Origin of the sequence: Microbispora sp. H10885 (genome assembly GCF_014161415.1) — a bacterium.
Classification (GTDB): domain Bacteria; phylum Actinomycetota; class Actinomycetes; order Streptosporangiales; family Streptosporangiaceae; genus Microbispora; species Microbispora triticiradicis.
In genome coordinates this window covers 641,018-654,468 of record NZ_JABBWY010000001.1, presented here as the reverse complement: position 1 = coordinate 654,468, position 13,451 = coordinate 641,018, and the positions used below count along the sequence as shown (strand labels likewise).

Genomic DNA, 13,451 nt, shown 5'->3' with positions numbered 1-13,451 from the left:
GAGAAAACAGATCAGAGCCAGCCGTTGCGACGGAACGCCCGATGCAGGAGCGTGCAGGCGACGACCATGACACCCAGCACCAGCGGGTAGCCGTACACCGCCTTGACCTCGGGCATGTGCTCGAAGTTCATGCCGTAGATGCCGGCGATCATCGTGGGCACCGAGATGATCGCGACCCAGGACGAGATCTTGCGCATGTCCTCGTTGGCGAGCGCGTTCGAGCGCGCCAGCGCGGCCTGCAGGATCGAGTCCGACAGTTCGTTGGAGGCCTGCACCTGCTCGCACACCCGGGAGAGGTGGTCGCCGACGTCGCGGAAGTACTCGCGCATCTCCGAGGGGATGCTGCGCCGCTGGGGAAGGGCGTTGAAGGGGGTCTGGAGCGGTCCCACGGCCCGCTTGAGCTCCAGCATCTCCCGCTTGAGCTGGTAGATGCGGTTGATGTCCCGGGAGCTGACCTCGGCGAACACCGCCGCCTCGACCTCTTCGAGCTCCGCCTGCATCAGGTCGGCGACCTGGAGATACTTGTCCACCACGTGGTCGGCGATGGCGTGCAGCACACCCGCCGGGCCCCGGCTGATCAGCTTCGGCTTCGACTCCAGCTTCTCGCGGACGTCGCCGAGCGGGCAGTACCGGCCGTGCCGTACGGTCACCACGAAGTCGGGGCCGACGAAGACCATGATCTCGCCGGTGCCAATGATCTCACCGCTCGCCGTCGGCACCTCTCCGTCGAGGAACGCGACGGTCTTGAGCACCACGAACAGCGAGTCGCCGTACCGCTCGACCTTGGGCCGCTGGTGGGCCTTGATGGCGTCCTCCACGGCGAGGGGGTGCAGGCCGAACACCTCGGCGAGCCACTCCACCTCGGGCGCGGCGGGCTCGTGCAGGCCCACCCAGACGTACGCGCCGGGCAGCTCGTTGGCCTCGTTGTGCTCGCGGACCATCCGGACGGCCTCGGGGATGCCGTTCGCGGCGACCTTCTTGCCGCCGATGTACGCGCCGAACTCGACGAGGGAGCTGGCCGGCGGCACGCAGCGGACGACGGCGTCCGCGCTCACCGGCGCGGAGCCGAGGTGCGTGGACAGGACGCGGGTGTGCCTGTTGATGCGGGGGAAAAGCAGAGTGGAGCGCATGGCGGTCCCTTCCCGCCCGAGCCGGCACGCTCTACGCGCGACGTGATGTCACCCCTTCATGCAGGCGTGAGCTGCCCCTCGGGACTCAGTGTCGAAGTGGTCGGGAGTGCGCACGACGTACGTGCGCGAGCACGTACTGACGGGATCACCAGAATTCATCCCAGACCACCTCCAATCACTACGAGACAGCGCGAAGCCTCACCAACCTAGCACACGGCTGCGTGACGCCTGTTCCAGGGTACCGGCGTCAAGACCCTCCGATCATGCACTTCTTGCCAAAAAGGGGTCGGACAAACTGGTCACCCCTGTGTATCCGGCGCCCATCGGCCTGTACGGAGGCCGGACGGCGGAGGACGCGGAGAAGACTGCGAGAATGAGCGGGTGCGCGTTCTTGTCATCGGTTCCGGGGGTCGCGAGCACGCTCTGTGCCGGGCCCTGCGGCTGGACCCCTCCGTCGTCGAAGTCCACTGCGCCCCCGGCAACGCCGGCATCGCCGAGGTGGCCACCCTGCACCAGGTCACGCCCACCGACGGCGCGGCGGTGACCGCCCTCGCCGAGCGCCTGGGCGCCGGTCTCGTCGTGATCGGCCCGGAGGCGCCGCTGGTCGCCGGCGTGGCCGACGCGGTCAGGGCCGCGGGCATCCCCTGCTTCGGGCCGTCGGCCGAGGCGGCCGCGGTCGAGGGTTCCAAGGCGTTCGCCAAGGACGTCATGACGGCCGCGGGCGTGCCGACCGCGCGGGCGTACACGTGCGTGACCGAGGAGGAGGCCGCGGCGGCGCTCGACGCCTTCGGCCCTCCGTACGTCGTGAAGGACGACGGCCTGGCCGCGGGCAAGGGCGTGGTCGTGACCGACAGCCGCGAGGAGGCCCTGGAGCACGCGCGGTCGTGCGAGCGGGTGGTGATCGAGGAGTTCCTCGACGGCCCGGAGGTGTCGCTGTTCGCCCTGTGCGACGGGACGAGCGCGGTGGCGCTCCAGCCGGCCCAGGACTTCAAGCGGGCCTACGACGGCGACAAGGGCCCCAACACCGGCGGCATGGGGGCGTACACGCCGCTCCCCTGGGCCCCGGAGGGCCTGCCGGAGCGGGTCATGGCGGAGATCGTGCGACCGACGGTCGCCGAGATGGCCCGGCGCGGCACGCCGTACACGGGCGTGCTGTACGCGGGGCTGGCCCTGACCGCCGACGGCCCCCGCGTGATCGAGTTCAACGCGCGGTTCGGCGACCCGGAGACCCAGGTCGTGCTCGACCGGCTGGAGACCCCGCTGGGCGGGCTGCTGCTCGCGTGCGCGACCGGAACCCTCGCGGACCATCCGCCGCTGCGCTGGCGCGACGGCGCCGCCGTGACCGTGGTGCTCGCCGCCGAGAACTACCCGGCCGACCCGGCGAAGGGCGACCCCGTCGCGGGGCTTCCCGCGGCGACCGACGAGGCGTACGTGCTGCACGCCGGGACGGCCCTCGACCCGGAGAACCGGCTGGTGTCGAACGGCGGGCGGGTGCTCAACGTGGTCGGGACCGGCGCCGACCTGGCCGAGGCGAGGACGCGGGCCTACGAGGCGCTGGAGCAGATCACCCTGCGCGGCTCCCACCACCGCTCCGACATCGCCCTGACCGCCGCCTCCTCCTGACGCGACCCCTCCTCCTGACGCGACACGGGGTGAGGAGCTGGGAGAATGGCGGGGTGAAGCACCTCCACTCCGGCAAGGTACGCGACCTGTACGAGACCCCCGAGGGGTTGCTGCTGATGGTCGCGTCCGATCGCATCTCGGCCTTCGACTACGTCCTCGAACCCGGCATCCCCGACAAGGGGGAGATTCTCACCCGGCTGTCGCTGTGGTGGTTCGAGCAGCTCGAGGACGTCGTGCCCAACCACGTCGTCCCGGCCGACGTGCCCGCGGAGTTCGCCGGGCGCGGGGTGCTGTGCCGGAAGCTGCGGATGGTGCCGGTGGAGTGCGTGGCCCGCGGCTACCTCACGGGCTCCGGGCTGGCCGACTATCGCAGGGAGGGCGTCGTCTCCGGCGTACGGCTCCCGGAGGGGCTCACCGACGGGTCGCGGCTGCCCGAGCCGATCTTCACGCCGTCGACGAAGGCTCCCATGGGCGAGCACGACGAGCCGATGACGTTCGAGCAGGTCGTGGCCGAGGTGGGCGCGGACGTGGCCGAGCGGCTGCGTGACATCACCCTCGGCGTCTACCGCCGGGGGGCGGAGATCGCCCTGGACCGGGGCATCATCCTGGCCGACACCAAGATCGAGCTGGGCTGGGACTCCGACGGCGTGCTGACCCTGGGCGACGAGGTGCTGACCCCCGACTCGTCGCGCTTCTGGCCGCTGGACCAGTGGGAGCCGGGCCGCTCCCAGCCGTCGTTCGACAAGCAGTTCGTCCGGGACTGGCTGCTGTCGCCCGCGTCGGGCTGGGACAGGGCCTCCGGCGAGGCTCCTCCGCGGCTGCCGGACGAGATCGTCGAGCGCACGCGCGACCGTTACGTGGAGGCGTACGAGCGCCTCACCGGAGAGCGCTTCCGCGCCTGAGTCACAAACGTCACACAAGTCATCTCGTGTGACCTGTTCCCCCGTCTGTTCTGGGGGTAGTTCCTCCCCGAAACGCCCGGGACAGCGGCTACTCTAGGCCGACGCATTCGCCGACGACGTGGCTGCCGGCCGACGCGAGTCCCCCCACTTTTCCCCCAACATAGGAGTCGAATTCATGGTCAGTTACCGCGTGCGCGGTGGCAACGTACTGCGTGGAACCGCCTTCATCCAGGGCGCGAAGAACGCCGTACTGCCCATGATCGGGGCGGCGCTGCTCGCGGCCGAAGGCCGTACAGTGCTCCGCAACGTGCCCGTCATCGAGGACGTGCGCCGGGCGGTCGAGCTCGCCGAGGCCATCGGGGCGAAGGTGGAGTTCCACGAGAGCGAGCGGACGCTCGTCATCGACGCCTCCCGGCTGACCAGCCCGGTGCTGCCCGCCGAGATCGCCCGCCGGTTCCGGGGATCGGTGCTGTTCGTCCCGGCCCTGCTCCACCGCCTCGGCGAGGCGATCATCGAGGGCATCGGCGGCTGCAACCTCGGCAGCCGCAACCTCGACTTCCACTACCTCGGCTACAAGCGCCTCGGCGCGATGGTGGACGAGGGCGAGGCCGTCATCCACATCAAGGCCGGCGGCCTGCTCGGCGCCCCGCTCTATCTCGACACCCCCTCGCACACCGGCACCGAGAACCTGATCATGGCGGCCTCCCTCGCCCGGGGCACCACCGTGATCGAGAACGCGGCGCTCGAACCCGAGGTGCTCGACGTCATCACGATGCTGAGCCGGATGGGGGCGCGCATCCGCGGCGGCGGGACCGGCTTCATCACGGTCGAGGGCGTCGACGAACTGACCGCGGTCGAGCACACGGTGATGCCGGACCGGCTCGACGCGGGCGTGTTCGCCATGGCCGCGGCGATCACCGGCGGCGACGTGAGCCTGGTCGGCGCCTCGCTGGAGCACCTCGGCGTGGTCCGCTGGAAGCTGGAGCAGATGGGCGTCGAGTTCGAGGAGCACGGCGCGGTCCTCCAGGTGCGCCGCGACCGGCCGCTGCGCCCGATCAACGTGATCACCGACACCTACCCCGGCTTCGCGACCGACCTGCAGTCTCCCCTGATGACCGTGGCCTGCCTCGCGGAGGGCTCCAGCTACATCCACGAGCGCATCTTCGACGGCCGCTTCGCGCTCGCGGGCGAGCTCAACAAGATGGGCGCGAACGTCGAGGTGGAGGGGAGCCGCGCGGTGGTGCACGGCCCGACGCCGCTGCACGGCGCCGACGTGACGGCCCACGACCTCAGGTCCGGAATCGCGCTCGTGCTCGCCGGTCTCGCCGCCGAGGGAGAGACGTCGATCGGGTCGGGTTATCTCATCGACCGCGGCCACGGTGCGCTGGCGCAGCGCATGCAGGCGCTTGGCGCTGATGTGGTGCGTGAAATTTCCACTTCGGACGGCCGCTGAGTCCGAAAACCTTTACTAACGCCCTGACCAGGGGGTATCCGGGATATTACGGATGCGGCTCGACCACCCAGAATGGTATTCCGGAAAATCTGGGCGTGACATTACGGCCTTAACCAGCGATCGTTCCAAAGAGAAGCCACAACAACGAGGGCGACGTGGGATGGGACGAACATTGGTCGAGCGCACGGAAGACACTCCGCGCGGGTCACGTCTGGGGACGGTGACACCCGACCTCACCATCGGCGTGGTGGGGTCACATGATTTGGTCGAACGCGTGATGCTCATGGGGCACTCGGCTGCCCCGGTGCCCTGTCGGCTGGTCGCCGCCGCGTACAGGGACGAGCAGGAGGCCGCGGACAAGGTGACCCGGCTCGGGCCGGGTGTGGACGCCTGCCTGTTCGCGAGCCCGGTGCCCTTCGAGCTCGCCCGGCGGGCCGGAGTGCTGACGATGCCCGCGACACACGTGCAGCTCGGTGGAGCGGCACTGGTGGCGGCGATCGCGCGGGCCTCGCTGGACGAGCGGACGGATCCCCGCCGGGTGAGCGTGGACGTGCTCGGGCGGCCGGACATCGACGAGGCGTACGCGGACCTCAACCTCCCCTCGGGGGAGGTGCACAGCCGCGACGAGCCGGGCCCGATCGGCACGGTCACGGCCTTCCACGAGCGGTTGTTCCGCCAGGGGGCCACCACGGGCGCGCTGACGTGCGTCCAGGGAGTGGCCGACCGGCTGACCTCGGCCGGGGTGCCGGTCGTGCCGATCCGGCCGACGTCCGCGGCCGTACGGACGGCACTGCACACGGCGGCGCTGCTCGGCGCCCGGCACCGGCTGGAGGAGTCGCAGCTCACGGTCGTGCTGGTGGAGGTGCCGACGCTGCGCGAGCCGGTACGGCGGGCCGCCCCGCGCTACTGGCGTGACGAGCTCCGGCTGTCGCTGCACCGCCTGCTTGTGCAGGAGGCCAACCGGATCAACGCGAGCGTGTGGCCGATCGACGACCACAGCTACCTGGTCGTGGCGACCAAGGGCTCGATCGCGGCCGCCACCGACGGGTTCCGGGTGCTGCCCTTCGCCGCCAGGATCCGCGAGGAGCTGGGGCTCGCCGTCGAGGTGGGCGTGGGGATGGGCCGCACGACACACGAGGCCGAGACGCACGCGCGGGGCGCGCTCGCCCGCACCCAGGGCGGCAAACAGCCCCAGGGCTTCGCGGTCGACCGGGAGGGCCGGGCCCTGGTGCCGCCGCCCCGGATGCCTCCCCAGCCGGGCGGGCCGATCAAGCCCAAGGGCGTCGAGGTGCTGGCGCGCCTGGCGGCCAAGCTGGAAGGCGGAGACACGGTCGTGGACGCGGAGGGGGCCGGGCGCATGCTCGGGGTCACCCCGCGTACGGCTCGCCGGTTGCTGCGCACGCTGGTTGACGAGGGACTCGCGTGGCCGCTTCCGCCGAACCGCACTCCGCAGCCGGGCCGGCCGCGCCAGCTCTACCGGCTGATCGTGGAGAAGCTCAGCCGGTGACCGGGCGGTCGTGAACGACAGGTGTGGACGGCGCTCGGCGCCGGGCAGACGGCGTGGGGCCGGCGTGCCCCGGCAGCGCGGCCGCCGTCCACACTCTCCCTTCGATGGGAGGACCGCTCAGACGAAGGCCTGGGCCACGGACAGGAAGACGTCGTTGGCCTCGGGGTCGCCGATGGACACCCTGGCCCCCTCGCCGTCGAACGGGCGCACGGCGACGCCCACGGCCGCGCACTCCGCGGCGAACTCCGTCGTGCGTTCGCCGAGGCGCAGCCATACGAAGTTGGCCTCGGTCGGCGGGACCGTCCAGCCCTGCGACAGCAGGGCCTCCCGCACGCGCGTGCGCTCCTTGATGACGGTCTCGACCCGCTCCAGCAGCTCGTCCTCCGCGTCGAGGGACGCGATGGCGGCGGCCTGCGCGAGGTGGTTGACCGCGAAGGGCAGCAGCGTCTTGCGGACGGCCGCGGCCACCGGCTCGTGCCCGATCAGGTAGCCGACCCGCAGCCCCGCCAGGCCGTACGCCTTGGAGAAGGTGCGCAGGACCGCGACGTTCGGGTGCTCGCGGTAGAGCGTGAGGCCGTCCGGCACGTCGGCGTCCCGCACGTACTCCCGGTACGCCTCGTCGAGGACGACCGTGACGTCGCCGGGCACCCGGCCGAGGAACCGCCTGAGCTCCTCGGTCCGGTTCACGGTGCCGGTCGGGTTGTTGGGGTTGCACACGAAGACCAGGCGGGTCTCCGGCGTGAGGGCGTCGGCCATCGCGTCGAGGTCGTGCGTCTCGTCGCGCAGCGGCACCTGGACGGAGCGGGCGCCCGAGAGGTCCGCGAGCAGCGGGTAGGCCTCGAAGGAGCGCCAGGCGTACAGGACGTCCGCACCGGGCTCGCCCACCGCCGCCAGGATCTGCTGCGCCACCGCCACCGACCCGGCGCCGAGCGCGACGTGCCCGGCGGGCACGTCGTACCGCTCGGCGAGCGCCTCGGTGAGCCGGACGGCGCCGGGGTCGGGATAGCGGTGGACCTCGGTGGCCGCCCGCGCGACCGCCTCGACCACCGACGGCAGCGGCCCGTACGGGCTCTCGTTGGAGGAGAGCTTGTACGACCGGCCCTCCGGGGAGACCACCGCCTTGCCGGGCTTGTAGGGCGGCATGCTGTCGAGGATCGAGCGGAATCGCGGCATACCGTCACCTTAGAAGATGACCCGGGGAGGCTCTACTTGTAGTAGGCGTACAGCGTCTTCCAGGTGCCGGCGTACTGGCAGTTGAGCGACGGCTTGGCGGCCTTGCCCTCGGAGCAGACCTTGAGCTCGACCTCCCCGACGTTCTTCATCGTGAAGGCGAACTTCTTCTTCACGTTGTACGAGCAGGTGCGGTAGTTGCGGTAGGCCAGGTGCGGCGTGTTGGAGGAGTCGAACCAGCTGACGCGGAAGAGCGCCCAGCCGCAGGAGGACGAGGAACGGGTCCGGTCGACGACGCTGCCGGAGACCTTGACCCACGGCGCGGGCACGCTGGGGTCGTCCTTGGCCGCGGCCGTCAGCGAACCGCTCACCTTGGCCTTCGAGCCCACCGCGAAGTACGGGCCCCAGGGCTTGAAGGCGGCCTGGGCGGCGGTGGCCTGAGTGCCGGCCTGCGTGGTGGCGGCCTCGGCGGCGGTGGCGGTGGCGAGCGGGGCGAGAGCGAAGATGCCGGCCGCCAGCGTGATGCCGGCCAGGGAGCGGGTGAGCGCCATTGCGGGGTTCCTTTCCTCTGTTGTTGCGCTCACTTTGTCGCAGGCCGCTTTCAATGCGCTTGACGCCCGCTGTACGCCCCTTTCGGACGCCGATATTAGTTAGGATCGCGCCTGAACCGGCGATCGGGGAAAAGCATGACGAACGGCGCTGAGAGCGGCGGACCGCGATACGACGATCCCCGGCGCATCGGGCCGTTCCACATTCTCGGGCGGCTCGGTCAGGGCGGCATGGGCACGGTGTATCTCGGCCGGGACGACGAGGGCCGGGAGGCCGCCGTCAAGGTGATCCACCCGCAGTGGGCGGCCGACCCCGGTTTCCGGCGCCGGTTCCAGCGGGAGGTGGCCGCCGCGCAGCGGGTCGCCCGCTTCTGCACCGCCGCCGTCATCGGCGCCGGGCTGGACGGCGACGTCGCCTACCTCGCCACCGAGTACGTCCCCGGCCCCACCCTCCAGGAGGTCGTACGGGACCGCGGGCCGCTGTCGGGATCGAGCCTGGAGGCGGTCGCGGTGAACGTGGCCGTGGCCCTGCAGGCGATCCACAGCGCGGGGGTGATCCACCGCGACCTCAAGCCGTCGAACGTGCTGCTGTCGCCGGTCGGCCCCAAGGTCATCGACTTCGGCATCGCCCAGGTCACCGACAACACGGCGGACCTGAGCGGCATCGTCGCCGGGACGCCGTCCTTCATGTCGCCCGAGCAGGCGAAGGGCGACCGGCTGACCCCGGCCTCCGACATCTTCGGCTGGGGCGCCCTGGTGGCGTACACCGCCTCCGGGCAGGCGCCGTTCAGCGGCGGGTCGATCCCGAGCATCCTCTACCGGGTGCTCCACGAGTCTCCGCAGATCTCGGGGCTCGAACCCCGGCTGCGGTCGATCGTCGACCTGGCGCTGGCGAAGGAGCCGGCCCGGCGCCCCACGGCGCAGCGCCTCGTCGAGATGCTGACCGGCCACGAGCCGGTCGAGCTGATCGCACCGGCCGCTCCGGTCGCGACAGCCGAGCCGGCCGCACCGGCGGCGACGGTCACCGGGGCGCCGACGGTCGCCGGAGACGCGGCCGGCCGGCCGTCCCGGCCCGGCCTCACCGGCGGCGTCAGACTCGGGATCGCGACCGTCGTGGCCGCCGTCCTGGTCTCGGCGGGGATCTTCGTCGCCGTCCGGTTCACGTCGTCGGAGAAGCCGTCGTCCGGGACGCCGGGGAAACCCCTGGCGGCGTCCGGGAGCCCCGCCGGGTACACCACCCCCGCCCCCACCCCCGCCCCTACGGGCACGACGGCTCGCGGCGCGGGCTCGGGCAACCCGCTGCGCGAACCGGACGTACGGCTCTACGCCGACCCGGCGGGCGACGAGGCGCGCCAGGCGGAGGCCTGGGCGGCAGCGGGGCGCGGCGAGGACGCCGAGACGATGCGGAAGCTGGCCGCGGTGCCGAGGGCCGTGTGGCTGACCGGACCGAGCGCCGCCCAGGCGGGCCGTACGGCGAGCGCCGCGCTCGGGGCCGCCGCGCGGCAGGACGCCGTGCCGGTCTTCGTCACCGACGACCTCCCGCTGCACGCGTGCAACGAGGGCGGCGCGGCCGGCTCGGCGCAGTACCTCGCCTGGATCGACGCCGTCGCCTCGGCCGTCGGCGACCGCAGGGCGGTGTTCGTGCTGGAGCCCAACAGCCTCACGGAGCTGCCGGGCTCGCCGGAGTGCTCGCTCGGGAACGCCGCCGACCAGCGGGCCAGGCTGCGGATGCTCTCCTCGGCGGTCGAACGGCTCGGCGCGCTGCCGAACACCGCCGTCTACCTCGACGGCAGCCTGGAGGGCTGGCCGTCACCCGAGGTCATGGCGACGCGGCTGGTCGAGGCGGGCATCGCCCGGGCCGACGGCTTCTACCTCAACGCCGCCGGCTACCAGGAGACCGGCTCGCTCGTCGCGTACGGCACCCGCCTCGCCGCCTGCGTCAAGATCAAGTCGTCGGGGAGCGGCACCTGCGCCGACGCCGGGACGAGCGGGGACACGGACGGGGGCACGGGCGGGCTGCCGCACTTCGTCGTCGACACGAGCAGGAACGGCAGGGGCGCGTGGACTCCGCCGGAGGGCAGGTACAAGGACCCCCAGGAGTGGTGCAACCCCCCGGGACGCGGCGCCGGGGCGCGGCCGACCACCGACACCGGCAGCGCGCTCGTGGACGCGTACCTGTGGGTGCGACCGGCCGGGGTCTCCGACGCCCGGTGCACCCGTGGCGAGAGCGGCTCCGCCGACCCGGTGTACGGCATGGTCACGCCGTACGGCGGCCAGTGGTGGCCCGAGCTCGCCCTCCAGCGGGCCAAGGACGCCGTCCCGCCGCTCTGACGAAGGTCTGATTACCCTCTCTGCCGATATTCACTAAGATCCCGCGACATGTGGCGGAAAGTCAGAATCTCGTTGGCCGGTGTCTGCGTGGCGGGCGTCTGCGCCGTCCCCACCTCGGCCGCCTCGGCCCCGGTGTCGGTGAAAACGGTGGCGGTGAAAACGGTGGCGGCCGTGCAGACGGTGAAGGCGGCGAAGCCGTACTGCGCCCGGTACAAGTGCATCGCGCTCACCTTCGACGACGGCCCGTGGCCCTACACGCCGGCGCTGCTCGACACGCTGAAGAAGCACAAGGCCAAGGCCACGTTCTTCCTGCTCGGCCGGAAGGTGGCCAACCGCCCCGAGCTCACCCAGCGGATCGTGCGGGAGGGGCACGAGATCGGCAACCACACCTGGAACCACCCCGACCTGACCAAGCTGCCCGACGAGGAGGTGCTCAGCGAGCTCACCAGCACCTCGGACGTCATCTTCGAGACGATCGGCAGGAAGCCGGAGATCATGCGCCCGCCGAACGGCGCGACGAACGCCCGCATCTCCGGGCTCACGGCGCAACTCGGCCTGCCCCAGATCCTCTGGACGGGGTCCACGCTCGACTGGCAGGCCAGGAACACGAAGGTGATCGCCGCGCGGACGCTGAAGCTCGCCAAGCGCGACGGCGTCATCCTGCTGCACGACATCGTCCCGGAGACGGTCAAGGCGATGCCGGGCGTGCTGAGCAAGCTGGAGAAGCAGCACTACAAGTTCGTCACCCTGACGACCCTGCTGCAGGGCCGGACGCTGCGCGGGGGCGAGATCTACCCGCCCCGCGGCAAGTAGGCGGCCGGCGCCTCCGCGAGCGGCGCCGGTGCCTGCGTCTCCATCGGCGTCTCCATCGGCGTCTGCATCGGTGCCTGCACCGGCGTCGGCATCGGCGGGACGGGGACCGCGGCCGCGGCGTCCGCCGTGAGCGACCGCTCCAGGGCCGCCCGCAGGCGGGGCTGCAGGGGCCGCTCCACCAGCCGGTGCACGGCGTACGCGACGGCGAGCACCGCGGCGGTGACGACGGGCAGGGCGAGCCGGTTGCCGAGCGGCCCGTGCAACGCCTGGATGAGCAGGAACCCCACGTGGTGGTGGAAGAGGTACAGGGGGTAGGTCAGCGCGCCGAGCGCGGTCAGCCACCGCCAGTCGAGCCGGTCGAGCGCGCCGACGGCGACCGCGACCATCACCAGGAAGATCAGTGAGATCACGCCGACGACGAGCGCGGACCCCAGTGCCGGGCCGAACCGGTCGACCGCCGGGAGCTTCTCCCCCAGCACCGACACGATCGCGAGCGCCCACCCCGCCCCGACGAACAGCCAGGGGAACATCGACCCGCCGAAGCGGTGGATCAGGAACAACGCCATGCCCGCGATGAAGTACGGCGCGCTGAACGGCAGCAGCACCGCCTGGAGGAGGTCGGCGTCCACCCGCTCGGCGATGACGAGCAGGAAGACCCAGCCGCCGAGGAACGCCAGGCAGCGGCGGTAGGTGATGCCGACCGCGGCGAAGCACGCGACGAGCACATAGAAGACGAGCTCCTGCCAGAGCGTCCAGTAGACGATCTCCAGGTCCCGCACCCGCAGGCCGTGCTGCAGCATGGTCAGGTTGGCCAGCAGCTCGGCGAACGTCGGCCGGTGGTCCGTGATGAGCCCGGCGACGGCCAGCGCGCCGAGGACGAGCACGCTCGCCCAGTACGCCGGGTAGAGCCGGGCGATCCGCGACGCCGCGAAGTGCCCGGACGTACGGCCCCACGCGCTCATCAGGATCACGAACCCGCTGATGAGGAAGAACAACCGCACGCCGTACACGCCGAACATGGTCACCGCGCTCAGGGCCGGGAAGGCGTTCGGGGTGCCCCACGCGCGGGTCTCGCCGAAGTGGAACAGGACGACGCCGAGAGCCGCGCAGAACCGCAGGAGGTCGAGGACGCGCAGCCGCGACGGTCCGCGGAGGATGGCCGGCGCGTCGGGGGCGACGCGTGGGGCCGCAGCGAGCATAGGCCGGAATATATCCTGAAAGATCCCTGTGAGGCGGACGATCAGGTCGTGGCAGCCACCGCGCGGCTACTGTGCGGCTATTGGGGGGCGGCGGCGCCGGCGCGGAGCATCGGGGGATGCAGCAGCACGGCGGGGCCGCGACGGTGCAGCATGGCGGGCCGGCCGCCGTCCCGGGTCGTCGTGCGTCCGGTGGGCACCAGGAAGCCCTCGGTCTTGGTGACCTTCCGGTGGAAGTTTCGGGGATCGAGCGGGCGGCCCCAGACGATCTCGTACACGCGGCGCAGCTCCGCGACGGTGAACTCCGGCGGGCAGAAGGCGGCGCCGAGCGAGGTGTACTCCAGCTTGCTCCGCGCCCGCTCCACGCCGTCGAGCATGATCCTGCGATGGTCGAAGGCCATCTCCGTCAACTCCGCCACCGGCTGCCAGCTCATGTGGGCCTCGGTGGACGCGGGCAGGTCGGGGGCGAGGCCGAGGTAGGCGACGCTGACCACCCGCTGACGGGGGTCGCGGTCCGGGTAGCCGTAGGTCTGCAACTGCTCCAGATGGACGGGAGCGCCGGGCAGGCCCGCCCGCTCGGCGAGCACCCGGGCCGCGGCGGCCGGCAGGTCCTCCTCCAGCTTGATGAAGCCGCCGGAGAGCGCCCACCTGCCCTCGTACGGCGGCCGGTCGCGCCGCCAGACGAGGGCGCTCAGCTGCTGGGACCTGACGGTGAGCACGACGAGATCCACGCTGACCGGGATGCGCGGGATCATGAGCGAACGCTATCAGTACGCGA

11 protein-coding genes are annotated in these 13,451 nt (G+C 71.7%); 6 read left to right on the top strand and 5 right to left on the bottom strand.

Annotated elements, in window-relative coordinates; translation table 11 throughout:
- Positions 1 to 11 precede the first annotated feature (11 nt).
- Entirely contained in the window at positions 12 to 1,130 is a 1,119-nt protein-coding gene (locus HHX37_RS02905) for a magnesium and cobalt transport protein CorA (RefSeq protein WP_182881971.1), read from the bottom strand.
- Positions 1,131 to 1,511: 381 nt separating this feature from the next.
- Between HHX37_RS02905 and purD the strand changes: the two genes are divergently transcribed.
- The 4 genes from purD to HHX37_RS02885 all read left to right on the top strand — a co-directional run bounded on the left by purD (position 1,512) and on the right by HHX37_RS02885 (position 6,615).
- Complete coding sequence (purD, locus tag HHX37_RS02900; protein ID WP_182881970.1) at positions 1,512 to 2,753, top strand: phosphoribosylamine--glycine ligase; 1,242 nt, start codon at positions 1,512 to 1,514, stop codon at positions 2,751 to 2,753.
- 14 nt (positions 2,754 to 2,767) lie between these two features.
- The gene (locus tag HHX37_RS02895) at positions 2,768 to 3,655 is read left to right on the top strand and encodes a phosphoribosylaminoimidazolesuccinocarboxamide synthase (protein ID WP_220502594.1); all 888 of its coding nucleotides are present in this window, start codon (positions 2,768 to 2,770) and stop codon (positions 3,653 to 3,655) included.
- A gap of 175 nt (positions 3,656 to 3,830) precedes the next feature.
- Complete coding sequence (gene murA, locus HHX37_RS02890) at positions 3,831 to 5,108, top strand: UDP-N-acetylglucosamine 1-carboxyvinyltransferase (RefSeq protein WP_182881968.1); 1,278 nt, start codon at positions 3,831 to 3,833, stop codon at positions 5,106 to 5,108.
- Positions 5,109 to 5,370: 262 nt separating this feature from the next.
- A complete protein-coding gene (locus tag HHX37_RS02885) occupies positions 5,371 to 6,615 on the top strand; it encodes a transcriptional regulator (RefSeq protein ID WP_165900650.1) in 1,245 nt (414 codons plus the stop codon).
- A 117-nt stretch (positions 6,616 to 6,732) separates the two neighbouring features.
- Here the strand turns inward: HHX37_RS02885 and hisC are convergent, their stop codons facing one another.
- On the bottom strand, positions 6,733 to 7,788 hold the full coding sequence (gene hisC, locus HHX37_RS02880; RefSeq protein ID WP_182884405.1) for a histidinol-phosphate transaminase: 1,056 nt from the start codon (positions 7,786 to 7,788) through the stop codon (positions 6,733 to 6,735).
- Positions 7,789 to 7,820: 32 nt separating this feature from the next.
- Positions 7,821 to 8,336: a hypothetical protein gene (locus tag HHX37_RS02875; RefSeq protein WP_182881966.1), complete on the bottom strand. Its 516-nt coding sequence runs from the start codon at positions 8,334 to 8,336 to the stop codon at positions 7,821 to 7,823.
- Positions 8,337 to 8,471: 135 nt separating this feature from the next.
- Between HHX37_RS02875 and HHX37_RS02870 the strand changes: the two genes are divergently transcribed.
- A complete protein-coding gene (locus HHX37_RS02870; protein ID WP_182884404.1) occupies positions 8,472 to 10,664 on the top strand; it encodes a glycoside hydrolase family 6 protein in 2,193 nt (730 codons plus the stop codon).
- A gap of 147 nt (positions 10,665 to 10,811) precedes the next feature.
- The gene (locus HHX37_RS02865; RefSeq protein WP_182884403.1) at positions 10,812 to 11,477 is read left to right on the top strand and encodes a polysaccharide deacetylase family protein; all 666 of its coding nucleotides are present in this window, start codon (positions 10,812 to 10,814) and stop codon (positions 11,475 to 11,477) included.
- Here the strand turns inward: HHX37_RS02865 and HHX37_RS02860 are convergent.
- Positions 11,456 to 12,676, bottom strand: a complete 1,221-nt coding sequence (locus HHX37_RS02860; RefSeq protein ID WP_182884402.1) for an acyltransferase family protein — start codon at positions 12,674 to 12,676, stop codon at positions 11,456 to 11,458. The two genes, HHX37_RS02865 and HHX37_RS02860, sit on opposite strands and share 22 nt — an antisense overlap.
- Positions 12,677 to 12,753: 77 nt before the next feature.
- The gene (locus tag HHX37_RS02855; RefSeq protein ID WP_111700359.1) at positions 12,754 to 13,428 is read right to left on the bottom strand and encodes an NUDIX hydrolase; all 675 of its coding nucleotides are present in this window, start codon (positions 13,426 to 13,428) and stop codon (positions 12,754 to 12,756) included.
- Positions 13,429 to 13,451: the final 23 nt, after the last annotated feature.